Genomic DNA, 24,334 nt, shown 5'->3' with positions numbered 1-24,334 from the left:
GCTTCGATCGCTCGAAGCCCCCGTGGACGCCTTCCAGCATCCCCACCATCCAGGCGGGGATGACCGTAGTGCTTTCCAAGTCCCGAAGTCTACGGCAAGCCTCACGAGAGCTCGCAACCGCGCCCCCCGATCGACCGCCGAACCCCGGTCGGCCAGCGGAAAACCTCCCGCCGACCTGGTGATCATGCCAGGATGTCCGCCATGACGAGCAACCCGGTGAGCGGGACACGACTCGGGCTCGCCCTGCCCCAGTACGGCGCACTCGCCGATCCCGCCGCCGTCGCGCGCTTCGCCGTCGCCGCGGAGGACCTCGGCTTCGGGTCGCTGTGGGTCGGCGACCGGATCCTGACGCCGCTCGAGCCGTCGGACCTCTACCCGGGCGGCGGGACGCCGGAGCACCCGTACCCGGAGGAGTTCAAGACCTTCGCCGACCCGTTCACGACGCTGGCGACGGCGGCGGCGGTGACGCGCACGGTCCGCTTGGGGATGAGCGCCCTGACCGGGCCCGTCTATTCCCCCGTCCTGCTCGCCAGGGCGCTGACCTCGCTCGACCTCGCCAGTTCGGGACGGCTGGACGTCGGCCTCGGGCTCGGCTGGCTGCGCGAGGAGTACTTCGCGACGGGCGTGCCGTGGGAGGGCCGTGGCCGGCGGCTCGACGCGGTGCTCGACGCGCTCGAGGCGATCTGGACCGGGGACCCGGTGGCGCACGACGGCCCGCAGTGGCGGATCGCGCCGTCGACGGTCGGCCTGCGCCCGGCGCAGGACCCGCGGCCGCCGGTGCTGCTCGGCGGCTTCGCGCCGCCGGCGCTGGCCCGCATCGGCCGCCGCGCGGACGGCTGGCTGGCCGGCTGGATGCCCCGGCAGTACCTGAAGGGCCTCTGGGCGGTCGCGCTCGAAACGGCCGAAAAAGCCGGCCGGGACCCCGGCACCCTGCGGCGGGTACTGCGGATCAACCCGCGCGCGGGCACCGGGGTCGAGTCGGTCGCGGACGTCCTGCCGTGCCTGGACGTGGCCCGCGAAGAGGGCATCACGGAGGTGCTGGTCGACCTGCACTACGTCGCGAAGGACGTCGACCACGCACTGGAGCTGGCCGGCGAACTGGCCGGCTGAGCCCTCAGGACTCGCTGTCGGCGAGCGTGGCGAGCGCCTGCGCCTTGGCCGCGTACTTCCAGTTGGCGAGGTCGCGAATCGTCTTGATCTTCAGTTCGGCGAGCAGTTCGTCGTGCTTCGGCGTGAGCCCCTCGAGCGCGGACGGCGGGGCGTCCAGCAGCTCCTTGATCGACTTGTCCTCGTAAGCCTTGTCGACGAGCTTGTTCAGGTTCAGGCCCACAGCGCTATTCCTGCCTTCCTCGGTTTCGACTACGGAACGGGCCCCACCCTCGCTGTGATCGTCGTCTCACGCAACCCTCGTTCCCTCACTCAGGTTCACCCACTCAAAGCCGGATAGTTCTAGTACAGTTAGAACTATGCTCGTTCGGATCGATCCGAGTTCGACCGTCCCGCTCTTCGAACAGGTGGCGGGTTCCCTCCGCCGCGCCCTCGCCGAGGGGAGCCCGGCGCAGGGTGACCAGCTGCCGCCGGCCCGGGAGCTGGCGACGTCGCTCGAGATCAACGTCCACACCGTGCTGCGGGCGTACGCGCTGCTTCGCGACGAAGGCCTCATCGACCTGCGAAGACGGCGTGGTGCGGTCGTGCTCGGCGGCGCGCCGTCGCGAGCGCGGCTCACCGAGCTGGTCGCGGAAGTCGTCGACGAGGCGAAACGTGCGGGCGTCGGCCTGGACGAGCTCACCGGGGTGATCAAGGAGAAGTACTCATGACCAAGCTGATCCGGGTCCTGACCGCGACGGCCGTGCTGCCGGGCGCGGTCCTGGCCGTCGCCGCCGTCCTCGCGAACGCGTGGCGGGACCGGCTGCCCGACCCCCTCGCGACGCACTGGAACGACGGGCCCGACAACGCCGACTCCCTCGGGCTGTTCGTCACCGTGTGCCTGGCGCTCGGTGTGGTCGTGACCGCGGTCGTGGTGGTGATCGCCGTCGTCGCGCTGCGCAACGGGCGACCACTGCCGCGGCCGGCCGTCGGGCTGGGCGCCGGGCTCGCCGTGATGCCGTCCGCCGTCCTGCTGTCGACGCTCGTGCTGAACCTCGACGCGCCGGACTGGCACCAGGCCCGCGGCGGCGCCCTCGTCCTGCTCTTCCTGCTGGGCGTGGCCGTGCTCGGCGTCGTGGCGGCGTTCGCCGGCGGCCTGCCCACGCCGCCCCGCGAGCACCGGGCGGGGACAAACCGGCCGAGTGTCGGGCTCCAGCCGGGGCAGCGGGCGTTCTGGTCGGGCCGGGCGGCGAACCCGGCGATGCTCTGGGCGCTGCTGGCGATCCCCGGCGCGATCGCGTTCCTGCCCGCCGGGCTCCCGTGGCCGACGGCCGTCTGGATCGGCTTCGTGGGCGCGGTGGTCGCGGCGTTGACGTACCGGCTGCGGGCGAAGGTGGACGGCACGGGCGTGACGATCCGCTTCGGCCTCCTCGGCTTCCCGTGGCGGCACCTCGAGCTGAGCGACGTCTGCGAGGCCACCGTGCGCGAGCTGACGACGTTCGGCGACGGCGGGCTCGGCCTGCGCTTCAACTCGGTCACCGGCACGACGGCGTACAAGGTGCGCGGCGGCCCGGCGCTGGAGCTGACCCTGGCGAACGGCCGGACCGTGCTGGTGAGCGTCGACGACCCGGAAACCGGCGCCGGCCTGGTGAACGACCTGATCGCGCAGGGCGTCACCCGGATTGACTAGGTGCGCGGAGCACGACGGCCGGTAGAAACGGACTAGTGGCGAAAAAGAGCGGTGGGGGCGGCTGCCTCGTGGTCGTGCTCGTGGTCGGGTTGCTGATCTTCGGGTACTACAAGTGGCAGCACGGCTCGTCGGCGGCGCCACCGGACGGCGCGGACACCGGCGGCGGCAGCGGCCGCTACGTCGCCCTGGGGGACTCGTACACGTCTTCGCCGCGCACCGGCGGGCAAGCGGGCCAGCCGGCGGGCTGCGAGCGCACGGACGACAACTACCCGCACCTCGTGACGGCCAAGGTGAAGCCGGCCGAGTTCGCCGACGTCAGCTGCGGCGGCGCGACGACCGCGAGCCTGAGCAGCACGCAGAAGACGTCCAACGGATCGAACCCGCCCCAGCTGGACGCGGTCAACGGGAAGACCACGCTGGTGACGCTCGGCATCGGCGGCAACGACGTCGGCTTCCTGGGGATCGCGCCGTCCTGCGCGACAGCGCACCCGTCGGCGTCACCCTGCAAGGACAAGCTGACGGCGGGCGGGCACGACCAGATCGCCGAGCGGATCGCGAGCACCGCGCCGAAGGTGGGCGCGGTGCTCGACAAGATCCACGCTAAGGCGCCGCAGGCGAAGGTGATCGTGGTCGGCTACCCCACGGTCCTGCCGGACGGCGACGGCTGCTGGCCCGCGCTGCCGTTCGGCTCGGGCGACGTCGCGTACTTCCGCGACGGGCTCGCCAACCTGAACTCGATGCTCGAGGACCAGGCGAAGTCCCACCGCGCGGGCTACGCCGACACGGCCACGCCGGGCAAGGGCCACGACGTGTGCGCCGACTCGGACAAGCGCTGGGTGGAGGGCCTGCTGCCGGCCTCGCCCGCCGCGCCGATGCACCCCAACGCGCGCGGCGAGCAGGGCATGGCCGACGTCGTGGTGACCCTGCTGAAGCTGCCGTAGCTGTCCGTGAAGGCCTCCTTGAGGGACTCTGAGTCCCTCAAGGAGGCCTTCACGGACAGCCGGGTACCGCGGCGGTCAGACGCGGACCAGGGCCTGGGGCTTGCCCAGCACGGTCTTGCCGTCGGACTTCACCACGAGGTCGATGCGGGCGATGCCGTCGTCCTGCAGGGCGCCGACCTTGCCCGTGATCTCCACCAGCGCGCCGTCGGGCGTGTTCGGGACGACCACCGGGCGCGTGAAGCGGGCGCTGAAGTCGACCAGGCGGCCCGGGTCGCCGAGCCAGTCCGTCACGACGCGGCCGGACACGGCCATCGTGAGCATGCCGTGCGCGATGACGTCGGGGAGGCCGACCTCCTTCGCGAACGCCTCGTTCCAGTGGATCGGGTTGAAGTCGAGCGCGGCCCCGGCGTAGCGGACCAGCTGGTCGCGGGTGATGCGGACCTCGAGGGCGGGCAGTTCGTCTCCGACGTTCACGCGTCCTCCCCCCGCACCACGAGCTGCGCGCGCGTGGTGGCGATGTGCGCGCCGGCGCTGTCGGTGATCTCGGCGCGCAGGTTGATGAAGTCGTTGCCGGCCCGGGCCATGATCCGGTCGATGTGCGTCGTCAGCAGCAGCACGTCGCCGGCGTGGGCCGGGCGGCTGTAGGAGAACTGCTGGTCGCCGTGCACCATCCGCGAGTAGTCGAGGCCGAGCTCGGGGTCGGTGACGATCGCGTTGATCGAGGCGAGGTTGATGATCGTGAGGAACGTCGGGGGCGCGATGACGTCCGGGTGACCGGCGCCGCGCGCTGCCTCCGGGTCCCGGTAGACCGGGTTCTGGTCGCCGATCGCGTCGGCGAACTCCCGGATCTTCTCCCGGCTCACTTCGTAGCTGGTCTGCGGCGGGTAAACCCGTCCGGTGAACGACTCGTCCAAGGGCACCGGTGGAGGCTACCAACAGCAAGAAGCCGCCCCGGTGGTCCAGGGCGGCTTCGTGAAAGCTGGTGAGAACGCGCTACGTCAGCGGGTTTCCTTGTGCGTCCGGTGCGTACCGCAGTTCGGGCAGAACTTCTTCATCTCCAGGCGATCCGGGTTGTTGCGCCGGTTCTTCTTGGTGATGTAGTTGCGGTGCTTGCACTCTTCGCACGCCAGCGTGATCTTGGGTCGCACGTCGGTGGCAGCCACAGCGTTTCCTTCTCTCTCAGGTCCCGGGGCGAGCCCCAGTCGTTACCGCGTAGCGGTGGCCGGACTTGAACCGGCGACACAGCGATTATGAGCCGCTTGCTCTGCCAGCTGAGCTACACCGCCCTACATGACCCAAGCCGCGACACGCAGGCGTGACGCGGCTGAGGTCGTGAGCCCCTTTACGGAATCGAACCGTAGACCTTCTCCTTACCATGGAGACGCTCTGCCGACTGAGCTAAAGGGGCCTGTGCCTCTCGCGAGGACTTGGAAAGATTACCAAGTCCCTTCACCCGGCCGTGCAACCGGGGTCCCGTTAGGGCAAAACCTCAGGTCAGCAGGGTCAGGACGGTCTCCGAGTGCCGTCCCGGCGAGCGCGCCGTGCGGGCCTGCAGCCACGCCTCCAGGCGGTCCTCCGGCAGCGGCCGCGAGATGAGGTAGCCCTGGGCGACGTCGCAGCCCATCGCCTCGAGCTGGTCGCGCGCGACGTCCTCTTCGACGCCTTCCGCGACCACCGTCAGGCCCAGCGAGTGGCCCAGCTCGACGATCGAGCGGACCACGGCCAGGTCGCCGAGGTCGGTGCCCATGCCGAGGACGAAGCTCTTGTCGATCTTGACCTGGTCGACCGGCAGCTGCCGCAGGTAGGCCAGCGACGAGTACCCGGTGCCGAAGTCGTCGACGGCGAGCGTGATGCCCAGCGAGTGCAGCTCGCGCAGGATCGGCAGTGCCTTCTGCGGGTCGGACATCACGCCGGACTCGGTCAGCTCGAACGTCAGCAGCTCGGGCGGGATGCCCACGCGGTCCAGCTCGCGGGCCACCTTGTTCGGGAAGTCCTCGTCGGCGAGGTTGCGCACCGACAGGTTGACCGCCACCGAGATCCGCAGGCCCTCGTCGAGCCACTTGCGGCAGCGCTTGAGGGCCTCGCCGAGCACGAACGACGTCAGCACGCCGATCAGGCCGGCCGCCTCGATGGCCGGGACGAACTCGTCCGGGCCGAGCCGGCCGAACTCCGGGTGCACCCAGCGCACCAGCGCCTCGACGCCGGCCACCTGGCGGTTCGGCAGGGTGATCTTCGGCTGGTAGTGGACGCTGACCTGGCCGTCTTCGAGGGACTGCCGGAACTGCGTGACCATCTGGAAGCGGCGCAGGAAGATCTGGCCCATGCTCGGCACGTAGCCGCGGACCTCTTCGCCGCCCTTGGTAGCGCGAACAGCGACGTCGGCGCGCTGCAGCAGGCCTTCGATGTCGACGGCGTCGCCCGATTCCTCCGCGGACGTCGTCGCGTAGCCGATCATCGCGTTGGCCTCGACCGAAAGCCGGTCGACCGGGTACGGCGCGGACAGCTCTTCGCGCAGCCGCTCGGCCGCGTGGTGGGCGTCCTCCGGCGGGGTGCCGACGAGCAGCGCCGCGAACGACGCGCCCTCGAGCCGGGCGAGCGGGACGTCCGGGCCGAGCGCGTCGCGGATGCGGCGGCCGGCGGCGATGACCATCCGGTCGGCCCAGGCGTAGCCCAGCGCGTCGGAGACGGTCGAGAAGACGTCGAGGTCGATCCGCAGCACCACGGCGTTCGCGAAGTCCCGCAACGGTTCCTTCGCCACCTGCCGGAAGCCCGGCCGGTTGAGGTGCCCGGTGAGCGGGTCGTGGTAGGCGTCGTGGCGCAGGGTCGCGAGCAGCCGCCGGTTGTCCAGCGACGTCGCGAGGTGGCTGGCCATCGTGCCGAGCAGCTGGACGTCGTACTTGCCGAAACCGCGCCAGCGGGACAGCCGGTCGTGCGCCTCGACGACGCCGAGCAGCTGGTTCGCGCTGCGCAGCGGGACGACGAGCGCCTCCTGCGCGCCGCGGTCGAGCAGCGCCGCGCGGACGTCGGGGTTGGCCTCGGTGATCCGGAAGTGCCGGACGTGCGCGCCGGGCAGGCGCAGCAGCGGGTCGTCGGCGCCCGGGTCGGCGGCGGGCAGGTCGTCGCCCGCGACGACCACCCGCATGGTGTCCTTCGGCTCCAGCCGCAACCGCAGCACGACGCGGCCGGCGGCGAGCTGGTCCTTGATGCGCTCGGCGATCGTCGCCCACTCGCGGACGTCGACGCCGCCGACGAGCTCGTCCGCGCGGCTGGCCGGGCGGGCCGCGGCCTGCTGACCGGAGCGGGCGACCATCAGGCTGACGTCCGAGAGGGCTTCCATGTCCCGTTGCTCGCGCAGCAGGTCGGAGTAGGCCCAGTACAGGGCGGTGAGGCCGAGGAAGACGGCGAGCACCAACGGCCACGCCTTGGGCGTGTTCGAGATGACGAGGTAGCCGGAGAGGCCGACCGACGCGTTGACGAACCCGACGACCAGGATCCGCGCGGTGAGCCGGACGGCGGTGCTGACCCGCATCCGGCGGCGCAGCACGCGCACCGCGGCGAGCGCGAGCAGCGTGCTGACGAGCGGCGCGGTCAGCGTGCCGGCGAGCGCGGCGACCCAGGGGATCTCGCGGCCCGAACCGGCGCCGACGGCGAACTTCACCAGACCGGCGACCGCGAAGGCGCCGGTGATCTCGAGCAGGAACGCGCCCGCGTTGTAGAGGACACGGCCGGCGACCTTCCGCGCGAGCAGCGTGCCGATGCCCGCGACCAGGTGCGCGGCCAGTACGACTTCGAACGGCGCGATGAAGAAACCGATGACGAGCGGGATCTCGGTGAAGGAGATGGTCCACGAGATGCCGCTGCGGACGTCGACGTTGATGCCGAGCTGCTCGGCGAGCAGGAACGCGACCGCGAGCACCGGGCCGATCCACAGCAGCTTGCTGTCCCAGTGGAACGGCAGCCACGAGCCGACCGCGAACGCCGCGACGAGTCCCAGGCTCAGGACCGCGAAGGTGTAGACGCGGAACCGGCGTTCGTCGGTCCGCGCCTCGGCGGAGGCCGCTGGGAGCGGCGCGGCCTCGGGACCGTCCGGCCCGGGCTGCGCCACGGCGTCGCCGCGCGCGTTGGTCTCCGGCATCCGTTCTTCCCTCCCGGCTTGCCCACTGGTCCCTGATCCGTGACGTCAGGTGTGGACAAGGGCCATACCGTACCCCGTAGGGCGTACTCATGTCCCTTTCGAGACAGTAGGAGATCACCCCAGGGTTAACAATGCCTCGATAGCGCTGACCTGCGTGGACCAAGGGGTGAAACCTCGGATGTCCCCTTCCCCGAGACGCCCTCTACGCGTTCCGGGCCGGGTAGCGCTTGAATGTGCCCCATGCACAGCGATGTGATTGCCACCGAACACGCGGCGCGGCTCGCGGCGGTGGACCCCCTCCTCCCCGGCTCCTCCCCCTTCGAGAGCACCGAAAACGCCGTGGTGCTGGACGTCGACCTCGGCGACTCGGCCGCTACCGGGCTCGCGTCCCGCGTCCAGGTGGACCGCGACGCCCCCAACGCGCCGTGGCGCGCGCTCACCGAGCACCGGCTCGACCTCCACCTGGCGGGCCCGCAGCCGGCCGCCGCGCTCGACGCCCTCCTCACCCGATGGGATGAACATCTGCGCGCGGTCGCCGAACCGGGCGACACCGAGACCGCGGCGGTCCTCCCGCGCGCCAGCCGGGACGCCGCCGGCACGCGCGAAATGCTGCACCACGGCTTCGCGCCGCTGCGCGTGGTCGCGGTCCGCCCGGCCGACCGGATGATCCCGGAGGGCCCGCGTGGCACCCCCGGCGTCAAGATCCGCCGGGCCGAGCCCGGCGACCTCGAAACCGCCGTGGCGCTGGGGATGGAGCTGCACTCCTTCGACGCCCAGTACGGCACGGTGAACCTGCGCGAAGGCGTCGCGGACATCCTGGCCAAGGACCTAGCCGAGCAGCTCAACCGGCCGGAACCGCCGCTGTGGATCGCGGAGCTGTACGGCCGCGCGCTCGGCATGGTGAACGTCCAGCACCCGGGCGAGACCGGCTGGATCAGCGACCGTGTCGCCGCCGAGCGCGTCGGCTACCTCTCGTCCTTGGCCGTCGCCGAAGCGGCGCGGTCGTCCGGCGTCGGCACGGCGCTGTCGGCCCACGCCCACCAGGTGCTCGACGAGGAGGGCACCGACGTCGTCCTGCTGCACCACGCCGCGGCGAACCCGCTCTCGACGCCGTTCTGGTACGCCCAGGGTTACCGCCCGCTGTGGACGTACTGGCAGCGTCGCCCAGCAGTTCGGTGAGCTACTGGCGGATTACCCGTCGCACTCCGTCCTTATAGGCTGGCGCCAGGATTCGAGGGACGGGGAACCGAAGTGAACGAGCGGGACGCCGCGCCCAGAGCACCCGAGGGCGTCGACACCGAGAAGCCGTCCGCGGCCCGGATCTACGACTGGTACCTCGGCGGTACCCAGAACTGGGCCGTGGACCGCGAGTTCGGGCGGCGGATGGAACAGCAGTGGCCGCTCGTGCGGCCCGGTTCCAAGCAGAACCGCGAGTTCATGAACCGCGCCGTGCGCGCGGCCCTCAAGGCGGGCATCCGGCAGTTCATCGACCTCGGCTCCGGCGTCCCGACGGCCGGCAACGTCCACGAGGTCGTCGAGGCCGAGCTGCCCGACGAGCACGACGCGACGGTCGTCTACGTCGACTACGAGCCGGTCGCCGTCGCCCACGCGACGCTCATCCTCGAAGAGGAGGCGGCGACCGACTGGGCCGGCATCGTCCAGGCCGACATGCGCGACGCCAAGGCCGTGCTGCGCGCGGAAGAGACGAAACGGCTCATCGACTTCTCGAAGCCGGTCTGCGTGATGATGATGGCGGTGCTGCACTTCGTCGGCCCGGACGACGACCCGCACGGCCTGCTCAAGGCCTACCGTGACGCGCTCGCGCCGGGCAGCTGGCTGGCGATCTCGCAGATGAGCGAGGGTGACGGCGAGGGCGAGTCGCTGGCCGGGCTGCGCTGGTTCGTCGAGCAGTACCGCAAGACGAGCAACCCGGTGTGGCTGCGCACCCGCGAGGAGATCGTGCCGCTGTTCGGCGACTGGCCCCTCCTCGAGCCGGGCATCGTGCACCTGCCGGACTGGCGGCCCGACCGGAAGCTGAACGCCCTGGAAGCCGAAGCCCGCCCGTACGCGTGGTGCGGCATCGGCGAGAAGCCCCTCGCATGAGTCCGGAGGACACCACCTCCGCCGAGGGTGGTGGCGGGGGAACGGGAGGAGCGCCGATCGCCCCGGCCGGGGTGGACACGGAGAAGCCGTCCGCGGCGCGCGTCTACGACTGGTACCTCGGCGGCGACCACCACTGGGCGGTCGACCGCGAGTTCGGCCGGCGCGTGGAGAAGGTGTGGCCGCTGATCCGGCCGATCTCGCGGCAGAACCGGGCGTTCATGAACCGCGTCGTCTCGGCGGCGATGGACGCCGGTGTCCGCCAGTTCGTCGACCTCGGTTCCGGCGTGCCGACGGCGGGCAACGTGCACGAGATCGTCCGGGAGCTGCTGCCCGACGGTGAACGGGCGTCGGTGGTGTACGTCGACTACGAGCCGGTGGCGGCCGCGCATTCCCGGCTGATCCTGGAAAAGGAAGACGCGACGGGCTGGGCCGGCCTGGTCGAGCGGGACATCCGGCGGCCGGCCGCGATCTTCGCGGACGACGTGACCCAGGACCTGATCGACTGGTCGCGGCCGGTGTGCCTGCTGATGATCACGGTGATGCACTTCGTCGGCCCGTCCGACGATCCCGATGGCCTGATGGCGACGTACCGGGCGAAGCTGGCGCCGGGCAGCTGGCTGGCCCTGACGCACGGCACCTGCCGCGACGACGCCCCGCCGGCTCGCGCGGCCGAGGTGAAACGATTCATCGACGCCTACCGCGACACGACGAACCCCGCGTGGCTGCGCACGGCCGAAGAACTGCTCCCCTGGTTCGGCGGCTGGCCGCTGCTCCCGCCGGGGATGACATCGTTGCCGGACTGGCGCCCCGACGAGCGTCCGACGGTGCTGGATCTCGAGACCCGGCCGTTCGCCTGGTGCGCGGTGGCGCGCCGCCCAAGCCTCTGACCTGCGCTTTCGCTGATCGCTGTGGGCGAACGCACCATCGGAAACAAACACACCCATCGGAGAGTTGAGCTAGGCAGACTCAACTACCCGAGGAGTGCACATGTCCGACACCCGCCTCCTGCCCGTGCTCCCGCTCGATGACGACGTCGTGCTGCCGGGCATGGTCGTCCCGCTCGACCTCACCGACACCGAGACGCGGGCCGCGGTGGAGTCCGCCCAGGCCGGCACCCCGAGCCAGGCAAGCTTCCCCGGCATCCGGTCGACCGGCGGCAGCAAGGCCGAAGTCCTGATCGTGCCGCGTGTCCACGGCGAGTACGCCGAGTACGGCACCGTCGCGACCGTCGAGCGCATCGGGCGCGTGCCCGGCGGCAAGGCCGCCGTGTTGCTGCGTGGCACCACCCGCGCGCTCGTCGGCCGGATGGCCGACGGTCCCGGCGCCGCCCGCTGGGTGCACGCCGAGGACGCCCCCGAAACCACCGACGACCAGACCGCGAAGCTCGCGGCCGAGTACAAGGCCGTCGTCATCTCGATCCTCCAGCAGCGCGGCGGCTGGCAGCTGATCGACGCCGTCCAGCAGGTCGAAGACCCGTCCGCGGTCGCCGACCTGTCCGGCAACGCGCCGTACCTCGACACCGACCAGAAGGTCGAGCTGCTCATCACGCTCGACGTCACCGCGCGCCTGGAGAAGTCGCTCGAGTGGAGCAAGGAGCACCTGGCCGAGCTCGAGGTCACCGACACGATCCGCAAGGACGTCTCGGAGGGCATGGAGAAGCAGCAGAAGGAGTTCCTGCTGCGCCGCCAGCTCGAAGCGATCCGGAAGGAGCTGGGTGAGCTCGACGGCTCCACCGACGACACGGACTACCGCGCCCGCGTCGAAGGCGCCGAGCTGCCCGACGCCGTGAAGAAGGCCGCGCTGGCCGAGGTGGACAAGCTGGACCGGACGTCCGAGCAGTCCCCCGAGGGCGGCTGGATCCGCACCTGGCTGGACACCGTCCTGGAGCTGCCCTGGAACGAGCGCACCGAGGACAGCTACGACATCGCCGCCGCGCGCGCCGTGCTCGACGCGGACCACGCGGGCCTCGACGACGTCAAGGAACGCATCATCGAGTACTTGGCCGTGCGCAAGCGCCGCGCGGAATCGGGTCTCGGCGCAGTCGGCGGACGCCGGTCCGGCGCGGTGCTCGCCCTCGCGGGCCCTCCCGGGGTCGGCAAGACGTCGCTGGGCGAGTCCGTCGCGAAGGCGATGGGCCGCAAGTTCGTCCGGGTCGCTCTCGGCGGCATCCGCGACGAGGCGGAGATCCGCGGCCACCGCCGCACCTACGTCGGCGCGCTGCCCGGCCGGATCGTCCGCGCCATCAAGGAAGCCGGCTCGATGAACCCGGTCGTGCTGCTCGACGAGATCGACAAGGTGGGCGCCGACTACCGCGGCGACCCGACGGCGGCGCTGCTCGAAGTGCTGGACCCGGAGCAGAACCACACGTTCCGCGACCACTACCTCGAGGTCGAGCTGGACCTGTCCGACGTCGTGTTCCTGGCGACGGCCAACGCGCTCGAGACCATCCCCGGCCCGCTGCTGGACCGGATGGAGCTCGTCACGCTGGACGGCTACACCGAGCACGAGAAGGTCACCATCGCCCGCGACCACCTGCTCCCCCGCGAGCTGGAGCGCGCCGGCCTGAGCACGGAAGACGTCGCGCTGACCGACGCCGCGTTCAGCCGGATCGCCGCCGAGTACACCCGCGAGGCGGGCGTGCGCGACGCGAACCGCACGATCGCGAAGGTGCTGCGCAAGATCGCCACGAAGGTGGCGCTCGACCAGGCCACGCTGCCGCTCACGATCGACGATTCCGACCTTCCGGACTACCTCGGCCGGCCGCGTCACCTGCCGGAGTCGTCGCTGCCCGCGTCGACCCAGCGGACCGCGACCCCGGGTGTGGCCACCGGTCTGGCGGTCACCGGTGCCGGCGGTGACGTCCTCTACATCGAGGCGTCGCTGGCGGACCAGGAGTCCGGCGCGTCCGGGCTGCAGCTGACCGGCCAGCTCGGCGACGTGATGAAGGAGTCCGTCCAGATCGCGCTGTCCTACCTGCGCTCGCACGGCGCGGAGCTGGAACTTCCGGTCGGTGACCTGAAGAACCGCGGCATCCACGTCCACGTCCCCGCGGGCGCGGTGCCCAAGGACGGCCCGTCGGCCGGCGTCACGATGACGACGGCGCTGGCGTCGCTGCTCTCGGGCCGCGTCGTCAAGGCGGACGTCGCGATGACGGGCGAGGTGTCCCTCACCGGACGCGTCCTCCCGATCGGCGGCGTCAAGCAGAAGCTGCTGGCGGCCCACCGGGCCGGGATGAAGACGGTGATCATCCCGCAGCGCAACGAGCCGGACCTCGACGACGTCCCGGCCGAGGTGCTGTCCCAGCTGGACGTCCACGCGGTGGCGAACGTGCGCGAGGTCCTGGACCTCGCCCTGACCCCGGCTTCGACGCCGGTTGCCCAGGCGGCGTAACCCCGAACGCCGCCACCTGAACGGCCGGTTTCCCTCTCCCCCCAGGGAAACCGGCCGTTTCCTATGCCCGGACCGGGGCGGTCGACTCGCGTTCGACCAGCGCGACGTCGATCGTCACCGGATGCTTCGGGCGTTCGCTCTTCTCGATCGAGTCCATCAGGATCGACACCGCCGTCGACGCCTTGCGCGCGATGTCCTGCGACACCGTCGTCAGCTTCGGGGTGACGTAGTTGCACAGGTCGAGGTCGTCGAAGCCGACCACCGAGACGTCCTCCGGGACCCGGACGCCCGCCTCGGTCAGGCCGTGGACGACGCCGACCGCGAGGATGTCGGCCGTCGCGAACAGGGCCGTCATGCCGGGGTGCCGGTCCTTGAGCACGAGCCCGAGTTCGCGGCCTTCCGCGTACGTCGTGTTGACGGTCTCCACCAGGTCTGGGCGCTCGACGCCGACGTCCTCGAACGCCTGGCAGAAGCCCTCGAAGCGTTCGTGGACCACGCCGACGCCGCTGAACGCCGGGCCGGCGAACAGGATCCGGCGGTGGCCCAAGTCAAGCAGGTGCCGGGCCGCGAGGCGGGCGCCCGCGAAGTCGTCGGAACGCGTTCCCGTCGTGAGGCGGTTCGCCGAGTAGCTGTCGATCGCGACGACGTGGACAGCGCCGATCGTCTTCTTGGTCAGGTTGCCGACCTCTTCGTCGAGGAAGCCCAGCAGGATCGCGCCGTCGAGGCTCCACGAGCGCAGCGCTTCGGCGACCTCGTCCGGGTGGGCGACGCCGCGCAGCAGCAGGTGGTAGCCGTACTTGCGCAGCTCGCGCTCGATCAGGCCGACGATCGCCATGGTGTGCGGGCTGATCATCAGGCTGTCCTCGTCGGCGGCCGGCACCAGCAGGCCGACCAGCCGCGACGCCTTCGTCGCGAGGCTGCGGGCCGACGCGCTCGGGACGTAGCCGAGCTCGGCCGCGATGCGCTGGACCTTCTCGATGGTCCCGGGTGAGACGCGCGCGCGGTTGCCGTTCATCACGTTCGACACGGTCATCATGCTCACGCCCGCCTGCTCGGCGACCTCCCGCAGCGTGACGCGCACCCTCGGACTCCTCTCGCTCACCCCGGGCCCCCAGGTTACGGGACCGGCCGTTGACAACCGGCCGGGGACGACATTACCGTCTACCGAGGTATAGCGCTAAACCTAATCGCCGCGGACCTGGTTCCGCACCCTTCGCCGCGCTCCGGAAACCGTTGAGCCAGAACGGGAGTCCCGTGACCACCGACCTCTCGACCAGCCCGCTGACCACACCCGCCGACCGGGCGGCGCCGTGGTGGCGCGGTGCGGTCATCTACCAGATCTACCCGCGCAGTTTCGCCGACGGCAACGGTGACGGCACCGGCGATCTCGCCGGCGTCCGCGCCCGCCTGCCCCACCTCAAGAGCCTCGGCGTGGACGCCCTCTGGTTCACGCCCTGGTACTCCTCGCCGCTGGCCGACGGCGGTTACGACGTCGCCGACTACCGCGTCATCGACCCGGCCTTCGGCACCCTCGACGAGGCCGAACAGCTGATCGCCGACGCCGCCGGGCTGGGCATCAAGACCATTGTGGACATCGTCCCCAACCACGTCTCGGACCAGCACGAGTGGTTCCAAGCCGCACTGGCCGCCGGGCCGGGATCGCCGGAACGCCAACGGTTCTGGTTCCGCCCGGGCCGCGGCGAGCACGGTGAGCTGCCGCCGACGGACTGGGAGTCCAGCTTCTCCGGCGGCACCTGGACCCGCACCACGAACCCGGACGGCACGCCCGGCGACTGGTACCTGCACCTGTTCGCCCCCGAGCAGCCGGACCTCAACTGGAACCACCCGGACGTCCGCGCCGAGCACGAGCGCGTGCTGCGCTTCTGGTTCGACCGGGGCGTCGCGGGCATCCGCATCGACTCCGCGACCATGCCGGTCAAGGATCCTTCGCTGCCCAACGAGGTCACGCCGGACGCGCACCCGTTCGTCGACCGCGACGAGATCCACGACATCTACCGCGGCTGGCGGGCCGTCGCCGACTCCTACGCCGAGCCGCGCGTGCTGGTCGGCGAGGTCTGGCTGGCCGACCCGCACCGCTTCGCCCGCTACCTGCGGCCGGACGAGATGCACACGGCGTTCAACTTCGACTTCATGATGCGCCCGTGGGACGCCGGCGAGCTGCGCACCGCCATCGTGTCCACTTTGGACGCTCACGGCCCGGTCGGCGCGCCGCCGACGTGGGTGTTGTCGAACCACGACGTCACCCGCGCGGCCACCCGCTACGGCCGGGAGGACAGCTCGTTCGGGTTCGTCGCTCGGGCCTTCGGCATCCCCACCGACCTGGCGAAGGCGCAGCGCCGGGCCCGTGCGGCCGCGCTGCTGTCGGCGGCGTTGCCCGGCTCGCTGTACGTCTACCAGGGTGACGAGCTGGGCCTGCCCGAGGTCGAGGACCTGCCGCTGAGCGTGCTGCAGGACCCGATGCACTTCCGCTCCGGCGGCACCGACCCCGGCCGCGACGGCTGCCGCGTCCCGCTGCCCTGGACGTCCGACGCGGACAGCGCGTTCGGCTTCGGCGGCACCCCCTGGCTGCCCCAGCCCGCGAACTGGGGTGACTACTCGGTCGAGCGGCAGGACGGCGATCCGCGGTCGATGCTGACGCTCTACCGCACCATGATCGCGCTGCGGCGGTCCGAACCCGCGCTGCGTGGCGAGGAGTTCGCCTGGGCGGGCGAAGACGGCGACGACGTCCTCGCCTTCCGCCGTGGCGACGACCTGCTCTGCCTGGTCAACTTCGGGGAAACCCCGATCGACCTGCCGTACCACCTCGAAGTCCTGCTCGCCAGCGAAGAGCTGGCCGACTCCCAGTTGCCCACCGACACAGCCGTCTGGCTGCGAGTCTGAAACCCCGCCAGGAGTGACGATGAAGTCCTCGAAGATCACCGCGGTGTGCCTGTGCGCCGCCGTCGTGCTGACCGCCTGTTCCGGCACCGACGAAACCACGACCGCCGACGGCAAGACCGTCGTCAAGGTGTCCATCGAACCGGGCCTCGACCAGGGCGCGGTTGCCGCCTTCACCACCCGCGTGACCCAGTTCGAAGCCGCGAACCCGAAGATCGACCTGGTCCCGCAGGAGTTCAAGTGGGACGCGACGACGTTCACCGCGCAGCTGGCGGGCGGCACGCTCCCCGACGTCCTGACCATGCCGTTCACCGACGGCCGCGGCCTGATCGAACGCCGTCAGCTCGCCGACATCAGCGGCCTGGTCGACCAGCTGCCGTACGCGAAGAAGTTCAACCCTGAGGTCGCGAAGGCGGGTTCGGCCGACGACGGCAAGATGTGGGCCGTCCCGATCGCCGCGCACGGCCAGGCGCTGCACTACAACCGGACGCTGTTCAAGCAGGCCGGCCTCGACCCGGACAAGCCACCGTCCACTTGGGACGAGATCCGCACGGACGCGAAGCAGATCGCCGAGAAGACCGGCCAGGCCGGGTACGCCCAGCTGACCACCGACAACACCGGCGGCTGGATCCTCGCGACGCTCGACTACGCCTTCGGCGGCCGCACCGAGCAGCTGAGCGGAGACAAGGCGACGGCGACGCTGAACACGCCGCAGATGGCCCGCGCGCTGCAGACCATCCACACCATGCGCTGGGACGACAACAGCATGGGCGCCAACTTCCTCTACGACTGGAACGGCATCAACCAGGACTTCGCCGCGGGCCGCATCGGGATGTACGTCTCCGGCGGCGGCAACTACGGCTCGCTGAAGGCCCAGAACGCGATCAAGGCGGACGACTACGGCGTCACGGCCCTGCCGCTGGACGGCCCGAACGCCGGTGTCCTCGGCGGCGGCACGCTCGCCGGCGTCAACGCCAAGGCGAACGACGCCGTCAAGGCCGCGGCCGTGAAGTGGATCGACTTCTACTACCTGAGCAAGCAGGCCGACCAGGCCGCGGCCGTCGCCGACGCGAAAGCGACCGCGGACTCCGGTGAAGCCGTCGGCTCGCCCGAGCTGCCGGTGTTCGACAAAGCGACCTTCGACCAGCGGATGGGCTGGATCGCGCAGTACGTCAACGTGCCGGTGAAGCAGCTGACGCCGTACACGGACAAGATGTTCGGCCAGCCGCTGATCCCGGAGCCGACGCGGTCCACCCAGCAGGTCTACGGCCTGCTCGACCCGGTGGCGCAGAAGGTCCTGACCGACCGCGGCGCGGACATCCCCGCCCTGCTGGCCGACGCGCAGACGCAGGCCCAGGCGTTGCTGGACAAGCCGTGACGCTCACGGCGGCCCGGCCGGCGACGGCGACCTCGCGCCCGCCGGCCCGGGCCCGCCGCCGGCGCACGCCGCTGACGTGGGTGCGCGGCGGCGGCCTCGGCACCGTGCTGTTCCTGCTGCCGATGCTGGCGGTGTTCGGGCTGTTCTCGTGGCGGCCGATCGGCCAGGCCGTCGTGATGAGCTTCCAGCAGACGAACCTCGTCTCCGACCCGGTGTTCGTCGGCCTGGACAACTATCGCGCGGTGCTCAGTGATCCGCAGCTGTGGAACGCCGTCGGCAACACGCTGTGGTTCGCGGTGCTCGCGCTGCTGCTCGGCTACCCGATCCCGCTGCTGGCCGCGGTGCTGATGAGTGAGGTCCGCCGGGCGAAGGGGCTCTACAGCGCGCTGGCCTACCTGCCGGTGGTGATCCCGCCGGTGGTGGCCGTGCTGCTGTGGAAGTTCTTCTACGACGCGAGCCCGAACGGCGTGTTCAACACCGTGCTGGGCGCCGTCGGGATCAGCCCGGCGCCGTGGCTGCAGTCGGCGTCGACGGCGATGTTCTCGCTGGTCGCGGAGGCGACCTGGGCGGCGGCCGGTGCCACGATCATCATCTACCTCGCGGCGCTGACCAGCGTCCCGCCCGAGCAGTACGAGGCGGCCGAGATCGACGGCGCGTCGGTCCGGGGCAAGGTCTGGCACGTCACGCTGCCGCACCTGCGCGGGGTCCTGCTGATCACGTTCATCCTGCAGATCGTCGGCACGGCGCAGGTGTTCCTCGAGCCGTTCCTGTTCACCGGCGGCGGCCCGGCGCGGTCGACGACCACGATCCTGCTGCTCGTCTACAACTACGCCTTCGCCGACAGCCTCGGCGGCGACTACGGCGCGGCGACCGCGTTGAGCGTCCTGCTCGCCCTGGTGCTGGGCCTGTTCTCCGCCGTGTACTTCCGCCTCACCCGCTCCTGGAGCAAGTCATGACGCGCGCCCTGCTCTCGCCGTCGGACTGGCGGCGGCCCGCCGTCCGCCGCACCACCCGCACCCTGCACGCACTCCTGCTCGCGGCGTTGTTCCTGGCCGGGCTGGGCCCGATGTTGTGGCTGGCGAAGGCGGCCGTCACGCCGACCCAGGACACGCTGCGCGACCCCCTGGCCCTGTGGCCGCACGGGATCGACCTCGCCAACCTCTCGACGGCGTGGACGCGCGTGCAGATCGACAAGTACTTCCTCAACACCGTGTGGGTCGCCGCCGGGTCGTGGCTGGTGCAGCTGGTCGTCGCGACGACGGCCGGGTTCGCGCTGTCGGTGCTGCGGCCGCGCTACCGGCGGGTGCTCACCGGGGTCGTCCTGACGACGTTGTTCGTGCCGGTGATCGTCCTGCTGGTGCCGCTCTACCTGTCGATGGTCGACTTCTCGCTGATCAACTCGTTCTGGGCGGTCTGGCTGCCTTCGGGCGCCAGCGCGTTCAACATCCTTCTGGTGCAACGGTTCTTCGACAACCTCCCGCGTGAGGTTTTCGAAGCCGCGCGCGTTGACGGCGCGGGCCCGCTGAGGTTGTTCTGGTCGGTCGTGCTGCCGATGTCGCGACCGATCCTCGGCGTCGTCTCGGTGTTCGCGATCGTGGCGGCCTGGAAGGACTTCCTGTGGCCGATGCTGGTTCTGCCCGATCCGGCAGTCCAGCCGCTCTCGGTCCGGCTCCCGGCGTTGCAGAAGTTCGTCGAGCTCGACGTCTTCCTCGCCGCGCTCGCTATTTCGACGGTGATTCCCGTCGTGTTGTTCCTCGTGTTCCAGCGGATGTTCCTGCGCGGCAACGCGCTGGGCGGAGCCGTCAAGGGCTGACTCTCTGGTTGGGAGAAAACAGATGCGCAGATCCCCTGTTCTGGCCGTCGCGGTACTCACTTTCACTGCGGTGGTGTCCACGGTCCCGGCGCACGCCGCGACCACCCGTCTCGAAGCCGAATCCGCCTCGCTCTCCGGCGGTACGGTCGTCGAAACCGATCACACCGGTTACAGCGGCAGCGGGTTCGTCGGCGGCTTCACCGACGGCCACCGCGGCACCGCGCGGACGACCTTCGCCGTCTCCGCCGCTTCGGCGGGTTCGTACACCCTGGCGCTCGGCTACGCGAACGGCACCGGCTCTTCTCGAACCCTCACCCTGACCGTGGATTCCACGGCACAGCAGATTTCCCTGCCCGCAACAGCTTCCTGGGACAGCTGGGGCTCGGCGAGCGTGGCCGTCCCGCTCGGCGCGGGCGCGCACAGCGTGTCCTACACCTTCGGCTCGGGTGACAGCGGGAACGTCAACCTGGACCGCCTCGACGTGACGCCGTCCGCGACCGGGCAGGCAGGGCCGCTGTTCGAAGCGGAGAACGCGACGCTGTCCGGCGGCGCGGTCGTCGCGACCGACCACCCCGGCTACAGCGGGACCGGATTCGTCGGCGGGTACACCGACGGGAACAAGGGAGCCGCGCGGACGTCGTTCGCGGTCAAGGTGACGACCGCCGGGCCGCAGTCGCTCGCGCTCCGGTACGCGAACGGCACCGGTGCCGCCATGACGCTTTCGCTCTATGTCGACAGTGTCCGGCAGCGGCAGGTGTCGCTGCCCGCGTCGGCGAACTGGGACACCTGGACGTCGGCGACCGAGTCCGTGACGCTGACCGCGGGTGACCACACGGTGGCGTACGCCTTCGACAGCACCGATTCCGGCAACGTGAACCTGGACAGCCTGACCGTGACCGCTTCGGTGCCCGCCGGACCGGGCGAGGCGGAAGCGGCGTTCCTCTCCGGTGGCGCGACCGTCGGCGCGACGACCGCCGGCTACACCGGTCCGGGCTATGTGACGGGCTTCGCGACGACAGGCGCGCGTCTGGTGCGCACCTTCGCGATGGCGTCGGCGGGAACGGCGACCGCGACGATCCGGTTCAGTGGTGCAGGCACCCTCGCGGTGTCGGCGAACGGCCGCGACGCCGGGACCGCGTCCCTGCCCGCCGGCACCGGCTGGCGGACGGCGACGTTCTCGGTGCCGGTCCGCGCCGGCGTCAACACGCTGCAACTGGCCGGGACCGGCAGCGACGTCCTGGTCGACAGCGTCGTCGTCGCGAACGAGACGGCACTGGCCGCGCGTGGCGCGACGACGCCGTACACCGAGTACGAGGCCGAAGCCGGGTCGACGACCGGGACCGTGCTCGCCGCGGACCGGACGTTCCACACGGTCCAGGCCGAGTCGAGCGGCCGCCGCGCCGTGCGGCTGGGCGCGACCGGACAGTCCGTGAGCTTCTCGCTGACCAAGCCCACGAACGCCGTCACGCTGCGGTTCTCGATCCCGGACACCGCGGACGGCGCCGGGCAGACGGCGCCGCTGGCGCTCTACGCGAACGGAACGAAGATCCGCGACCTGTCCCTGACGTCGAACTACAGCTGGGTCTACGGCGCGTACCCGTACACGAACGCGCCGTCGCAGGGCAGCCCGCACCGGTTCTACGACGAGACGCGCGCGCAGATCGGCGACTGGCCAGCGGGCACGGTCCTGAAGCTGCAGAAGGACGCGTCGAGCACGGCCGCGTACTACGACGTCGACCTGCTGGACGCCGAGCAAGCGCCAGCCGCGGCGACCGCCCCCGCGGGTGCGTTGTCGATCACGTCGTACGGCGCGGTGCCGGACAACGGCTCGGACGCGACCGGGGCGATCAACGCCGCGATCGCGGCGGGCGCGGCCCAGAACAAGCCCGTCTGGATCCCGGTCGGGACGTTCCGGATCACGTCGAAGATCAACGTCGCGAACGCGCGGGTTTACGGCGCGGGTCCCTGGTACTCGGTGATCCAGGGCACCGGTCCGCGCGGCGGCTTCTTCGGGACGGGCAGCAACGTCACGCTGGCCGACTTCGCGATCTTCGGTGACGTCCGGATCCGCGACGACAACGGTTCGGACGGCGCGCTGGACGGCAACTTCGGGACGGGGTCGTTGATCCAGAACCTGTGGATTGAGCACACCAAGGTCGGGCTGTGGACCGATTCGGGCACGAACGGCCTGTACGTGGTCGGCACGCGGATCCGCGACACGTTCGCGGACGGCGTCAACATCCACGCCAACGTGGCCAATGTGCGGGTCGACCAGTCCATGGTCCGCAACACCGGCGATGACGGGCTGGCGATGTTCTCCGAAGGCAGCGCCGTGACCGGGAGCGCGTACACGTTCAACACGGTCCAGTCGCCGGCGCTGGCGAACGGCATCGGCATCTTCGGCGGCAGCGGCAACCGCGTCGAGGACAACATCGTCTCGGACAACGTCGAGGCGGGCTCGGGCATCACGGTCGGCACCCGCTTCAACCCGGTCCCGCTGTCCGGCACGACGTCGATCCGGCGCAACACGCTGGTGAGGACCGGCAGCTTCGAGCACAACTGGAATTCGGCGATCGGCGGCCTCTGGATCTACGCGGATTCGGCACCCATCGCGGCCCCGATCGTCGTCGAGGACCTGACGCTGACCGACAACACGTACCAGGGTGTGCTGCTGAGCTTCCAGAAGTCGATCACGCAGCTGAGCTTCGACCGCGTGACGATCGCCGGAGCGGGCACGTACGGCATCGAGACGAACGCGACGGGCAGCGCATCGATCGCGCACACAACGGTGACGGGCGCCACGTCCGGCGGCTTGCTCAACGACGGCGGCTACACGCTGGTGCGAGGCGCCGGGAACTCCGGCTTCTGACGGCCGGGCTTCCAACGCAAACGGCCCCGGTGACCTGCTAGGTCACCGGGGCCGTTGGGCGTGGCGGGTGAGGGATTCGAACCCCCGTAGGCGTAAGCCAACTGGTTTACAGCCAGTCCCCTTTGGCCACTCGGGTAACCCGCCCAAGCCGGTTGTACCGGCCGGGGAGAAGCTTACCCAAGCACTCCCGGCGGGGGTCAACCGGGATACCCCGGACTAGGCTGGGTGCCCCTGACTAGCGAGTACGAGGTGTGAGGACACGTGGCGGATCCCTCTTTCGACGTCGTGAGCAAGGTCGACCGCCAGGAGGTGGACAACGCGCTGAACCAGGCGAGCAAGGAGCTGGGCACGCGCTTCGACTTCCGCGGCACCGGCACGACGATCAACTGGTCCGGCGAGGAGGCGATCGCGATCGAGTCCGAGACGGAAGAGCGCGCGCTGGCCGCGGTCGAGGTCTTCAAGGAGAAGCTGATCAAGCGCAGCATCTCGTTGAAGGCGTTCGAAGCGGACGAGCCGGCCCTCTCGGGCAAGATCTACAAGCTCAGCGGCAAGATCATCCAGGGCATCGCGTCGGACAAGGCGAAGCAGATCGCCAAGTTCATCCGGGACGAGGGCCCGAAGGGTGTGCAGGCCCAGATCCAGGGTGACCAGCTGCGGGTTTCGGGCAAGAAGAAGGACCAGCTGCAGGACGTGATCGCCTTGCTCAAGGGCAAGGACTTCGAGATCGCGCTGCAGTTCACGAACTACCGCTGACGCACCCTCGTTGACCTGCGGGTATCCCCTATCGGGTGCCCGTGGGTACAACGTCGGCGAGTGCCCTCAGCTCCGTTCCGCGTCGCGCCGGTAGCTGTAGTGGATGAGGCCCGCCCGGAGCATGCCCACCTTGTCGTACAACGCGCGAGCCGGGGCGTCCTCCAGCGTGTTCCAGTACAGGCCCGGGAAGCCCTGCTCCTCCGCGTCCCGCGCCACCCAGTCGATCATCGCAGTCGCGATACCCCGCCGCCGGGCTTCCGGGTCGACGTACAAGTCCGCCAGGTAGCACTTCGCGGCGTACCAGATACTCGCATGGAACAGGTAGTGCGCGGCGCCGACCACCTCGCCGTCCAGCCTGGCGATGATGCCGCGGATCCGGTCGTCGTCGAGCAGGCGTCGCCAGGTTCGTTCGTAGGCTTCGTCGACGCGTTCGACCTCGAAGTACGCATCCTTGCCGCGGGCCAGGACTTCCCAGCGGGCACGGTCGGATTCGGTCAGGAAGCTGATCTCCACCAACGAATACCTCCGCTCAGGACGGCGTGATCGTCCAGCTGGCCTCGTAGCCGTCCACCCTCAGGTACGCCGGACCTCGAACATCCCGATCCACCTCGACGTCGCCGATCTCGTTGACCAGCAGGTCGTCCGTCTCGGCGGACTCCACCCACAGGGCGATGTTGCCGCGGGTCTTCGCCGAGAAGTGGACGCGCGTGACTCCCGCCGGGACCCGTAGGACCGCGTCGCCCTTGCCCGATGCCGGCTTGGCGAGCGGCGTTTCCGGGAGGCTTCGGTAGTCCGTGATCGTCGCCGTCCAGGTCGCGTCCGCCAGGACCGTCACCTTCCTCGTCGGGCGGTCCGGTTCCGTGTTCAGCCAGGTTGTGCCCTTGTACGCGCCGATCGCGTTGACCAGGCCGAACTCGCCGCCGTCGGTGCTGATGATCACGTTGCCCGCGCACTTCGGGCAGTCGAACGTGAAGAAGCCCAGCTGGTCCGCCGGCCAGGTCACCGCGAACTGGCCTTCGCCCTTGCCCGTGTGCGTCTCCGGCGGCACGTCCCGCGGCGTAGCAGGCGCAGCCGTCGAAGGAGGCAAAGAAGCAGAAGAACCAGCCGCCACGATCACGCCGTACCCGGTACCCGACGCGCACCCCGACGCCAGCACCACGGCCGCGAGCGCGTACACCACTTTCTTCATCCGATCCCCCTCAGTGATCTTTCGGCCGTCTTTGCCCCGGCGTTACCGTCGCCTTGTGTGATCGATCACCCAATCGGGCACAGCAAACC

At 70.4% G+C, this 24,334-nt stretch carries 22 protein-coding genes and 3 tRNA genes; 14 read left to right on the top strand and 11 right to left on the bottom strand.

Going from position 1 to position 24,334, the window contains the following annotated elements:
- The first annotated feature begins 201 nt into the window (after positions 1 to 201).
- Positions 202 to 1,110: a TIGR03619 family F420-dependent LLM class oxidoreductase gene (locus OHS18_RS34070; RefSeq protein ID WP_328613595.1), complete on the top strand. Its 909-nt coding sequence runs from the start codon at positions 202 to 204 to the stop codon at positions 1,108 to 1,110.
- 4 nt (positions 1,111 to 1,114) lie between these two features.
- Here OHS18_RS34070 and OHS18_RS34065 read toward each other — a convergent pair whose 3' ends face one another.
- Complete coding sequence (locus OHS18_RS34065; protein WP_284747826.1) at positions 1,115 to 1,330, bottom strand: hypothetical protein; 216 nt, start codon at positions 1,328 to 1,330, stop codon at positions 1,115 to 1,117.
- A 136-nt stretch (positions 1,331 to 1,466) separates the two neighbouring features.
- Between OHS18_RS34065 and OHS18_RS34060 the strand changes: the two genes are divergently transcribed.
- Genes OHS18_RS34060 through OHS18_RS34050 form a run of 3 tightly spaced genes read left to right on the top strand, consistent with a single transcriptional unit; the run spans position 1,467 to position 3,717 of the window.
- A complete protein-coding gene (locus tag OHS18_RS34060; RefSeq protein WP_328613594.1) occupies positions 1,467 to 1,817 on the top strand; it encodes a GntR family transcriptional regulator in 351 nt (116 codons plus the stop codon).
- A complete protein-coding gene (locus OHS18_RS34055; RefSeq protein WP_328613593.1) occupies positions 1,814 to 2,776 on the top strand; it encodes a hypothetical protein in 963 nt (320 codons plus the stop codon). The genes OHS18_RS34060 and OHS18_RS34055 overlap by 4 nt, the downstream gene beginning before the upstream one ends.
- Positions 2,777 to 2,811: 35 nt before the next feature.
- The gene (locus tag OHS18_RS34050; protein ID WP_328613592.1) at positions 2,812 to 3,717 is read left to right on the top strand and encodes an SGNH/GDSL hydrolase family protein; all 906 of its coding nucleotides are present in this window, start codon (positions 2,812 to 2,814) and stop codon (positions 3,715 to 3,717) included.
- 75 nt (positions 3,718 to 3,792) lie between these two features.
- On the opposite strand, the gene OHS18_RS34045 is transcribed toward OHS18_RS34050, so the two are convergent.
- The 6 genes from OHS18_RS34045 to OHS18_RS34020 all read right to left on the bottom strand — a co-directional run bounded on the left by OHS18_RS34045 (position 3,793) and on the right by OHS18_RS34020 (position 7,852).
- Positions 3,793 to 4,191 carry a MaoC family dehydratase gene (locus tag OHS18_RS34045; RefSeq protein WP_328445609.1) on the bottom strand — a complete coding sequence of 133 codons (399 nt, stop codon included), beginning with the start codon at positions 4,189 to 4,191 and terminating at the stop codon, positions 3,793 to 3,795.
- The gene (locus tag OHS18_RS34040) at positions 4,188 to 4,637 is read right to left on the bottom strand and encodes a MaoC family dehydratase N-terminal domain-containing protein (RefSeq protein ID WP_328445611.1); all 450 of its coding nucleotides are present in this window, start codon (positions 4,635 to 4,637) and stop codon (positions 4,188 to 4,190) included. Before OHS18_RS34040 ends, OHS18_RS34045 begins: the two co-directional genes overlap by 4 nt.
- Positions 4,638 to 4,715: 78 nt before the next feature.
- Entirely contained in the window at positions 4,716 to 4,880 is a 165-nt protein-coding gene (rpmG, locus tag OHS18_RS34035; RefSeq protein WP_005152047.1) for a 50S ribosomal protein L33, read from the bottom strand.
- A 50-nt stretch (positions 4,881 to 4,930) separates the two neighbouring features.
- Positions 4,931 to 5,003, bottom strand: a tRNA-Met gene (locus OHS18_RS34030).
- 49 nt (positions 5,004 to 5,052) lie between these two features.
- Positions 5,053 to 5,125: transfer RNA gene (locus tag OHS18_RS34025), tRNA-Thr, on the bottom strand.
- Between the two features lie 81 nt (positions 5,126 to 5,206).
- Positions 5,207 to 7,852: a putative bifunctional diguanylate cyclase/phosphodiesterase gene (locus tag OHS18_RS34020; protein ID WP_328445613.1), complete on the bottom strand. Its 2,646-nt coding sequence runs from the start codon at positions 7,850 to 7,852 to the stop codon at positions 5,207 to 5,209.
- A gap of 240 nt (positions 7,853 to 8,092) precedes the next feature.
- Between OHS18_RS34020 and OHS18_RS34015 the strand changes: the two genes are divergently transcribed.
- From OHS18_RS34015 to lon, 4 genes are all read left to right on the top strand, one after another.
- Complete coding sequence (locus OHS18_RS34015) at positions 8,093 to 9,031, top strand: GNAT family N-acetyltransferase (protein ID WP_328445615.1); 939 nt, start codon at positions 8,093 to 8,095, stop codon at positions 9,029 to 9,031.
- 72 nt (positions 9,032 to 9,103) lie between these two features.
- Positions 9,104 to 9,955 carry an SAM-dependent methyltransferase gene (locus tag OHS18_RS34010; RefSeq protein ID WP_328445617.1) on the top strand — a complete coding sequence of 284 codons (852 nt, stop codon included), beginning with the start codon at positions 9,104 to 9,106 and terminating at the stop codon, positions 9,953 to 9,955.
- Positions 9,952 to 10,842, top strand: a complete 891-nt coding sequence (locus tag OHS18_RS34005) for an SAM-dependent methyltransferase (protein WP_328613591.1) — start codon at positions 9,952 to 9,954, stop codon at positions 10,840 to 10,842. Before OHS18_RS34010 ends, OHS18_RS34005 begins: the two co-directional genes overlap by 4 nt.
- Positions 10,843 to 10,942: 100 nt before the next feature.
- On the top strand, positions 10,943 to 13,345 hold the full coding sequence (gene lon, locus OHS18_RS34000; RefSeq protein WP_328613590.1) for an endopeptidase La: 2,403 nt from the start codon (positions 10,943 to 10,945) through the stop codon (positions 13,343 to 13,345).
- 61 nt (positions 13,346 to 13,406) lie between these two features.
- Here lon and OHS18_RS33995 read toward each other — a convergent pair whose 3' ends face one another.
- Positions 13,407 to 14,426 carry a LacI family DNA-binding transcriptional regulator gene (locus OHS18_RS33995; RefSeq protein ID WP_328613589.1) on the bottom strand — a complete coding sequence of 340 codons (1,020 nt, stop codon included), beginning with the start codon at positions 14,424 to 14,426 and terminating at the stop codon, positions 13,407 to 13,409.
- Between the two features lie 173 nt (positions 14,427 to 14,599).
- Here OHS18_RS33995 and OHS18_RS33990 point away from each other — a divergent pair, with 173 nt between their 5' ends.
- From OHS18_RS33990 to OHS18_RS33970, 5 genes are all read left to right on the top strand, one after another.
- Positions 14,600 to 16,246 (top strand): glycoside hydrolase family 13 protein, encoded by a 1,647-nt coding sequence (locus OHS18_RS33990; RefSeq protein ID WP_328613588.1) that lies wholly within the window; start codon positions 14,600 to 14,602, stop codon positions 16,244 to 16,246.
- A gap of 19 nt (positions 16,247 to 16,265) precedes the next feature.
- Positions 16,266 to 17,621: an ABC transporter substrate-binding protein gene (locus tag OHS18_RS33985; protein ID WP_328613587.1), complete on the top strand. Its 1,356-nt coding sequence runs from the start codon at positions 16,266 to 16,268 to the stop codon at positions 17,619 to 17,621.
- The gene (locus tag OHS18_RS33980; RefSeq protein WP_328613586.1) at positions 17,618 to 18,577 is read left to right on the top strand and encodes a carbohydrate ABC transporter permease; all 960 of its coding nucleotides are present in this window, start codon (positions 17,618 to 17,620) and stop codon (positions 18,575 to 18,577) included. The genes OHS18_RS33985 and OHS18_RS33980 overlap by 4 nt, the downstream gene beginning before the upstream one ends.
- Complete coding sequence (locus OHS18_RS33975) at positions 18,574 to 19,434, top strand: carbohydrate ABC transporter permease (RefSeq protein WP_328613585.1); 861 nt, start codon at positions 18,574 to 18,576, stop codon at positions 19,432 to 19,434. The genes OHS18_RS33980 and OHS18_RS33975 overlap by 4 nt, the downstream gene beginning before the upstream one ends.
- Positions 19,435 to 19,507: 73 nt before the next feature.
- Positions 19,508 to 22,303 (top strand): carbohydrate-binding protein, encoded by a 2,796-nt coding sequence (locus tag OHS18_RS33970; RefSeq protein ID WP_328613584.1) that lies wholly within the window; start codon positions 19,508 to 19,510, stop codon positions 22,301 to 22,303.
- A 61-nt stretch (positions 22,304 to 22,364) separates the two neighbouring features.
- Here OHS18_RS33970 and OHS18_RS33965 read toward each other — a convergent pair.
- Positions 22,365 to 22,447: transfer RNA gene (locus OHS18_RS33965), tRNA-Tyr, on the bottom strand.
- A 117-nt stretch (positions 22,448 to 22,564) separates the two neighbouring features.
- Between OHS18_RS33965 and OHS18_RS33960 the strand changes: the two genes are divergently transcribed.
- Complete coding sequence (locus OHS18_RS33960) at positions 22,565 to 23,056, top strand: YajQ family cyclic di-GMP-binding protein (RefSeq protein ID WP_284747809.1); 492 nt, start codon at positions 22,565 to 22,567, stop codon at positions 23,054 to 23,056.
- 66 nt (positions 23,057 to 23,122) lie between these two features.
- Here OHS18_RS33960 and OHS18_RS33955 read toward each other — a convergent pair whose 3' ends face one another.
- Positions 23,123 to 23,569 carry a GNAT family N-acetyltransferase gene (locus tag OHS18_RS33955; RefSeq protein WP_328445649.1) on the bottom strand — a complete coding sequence of 149 codons (447 nt, stop codon included), beginning with the start codon at positions 23,567 to 23,569 and terminating at the stop codon, positions 23,123 to 23,125.
- A 16-nt stretch (positions 23,570 to 23,585) separates the two neighbouring features.
- Positions 23,586 to 24,245 (bottom strand): hypothetical protein, encoded by a 660-nt coding sequence (locus tag OHS18_RS33950; RefSeq protein WP_328613583.1) that lies wholly within the window; start codon positions 24,243 to 24,245, stop codon positions 23,586 to 23,588.
- Positions 24,246 to 24,334: the final 89 nt, after the last annotated feature.

Origin of the sequence: Amycolatopsis sp. NBC_00355 (assembly GCF_036104975.1) — a bacterium.
GTDB lineage: Bacteria > Actinomycetota > Actinomycetes > Mycobacteriales > Pseudonocardiaceae > Amycolatopsis.
This window is presented reverse-complemented; position numbering and strand designations above follow the sequence as displayed.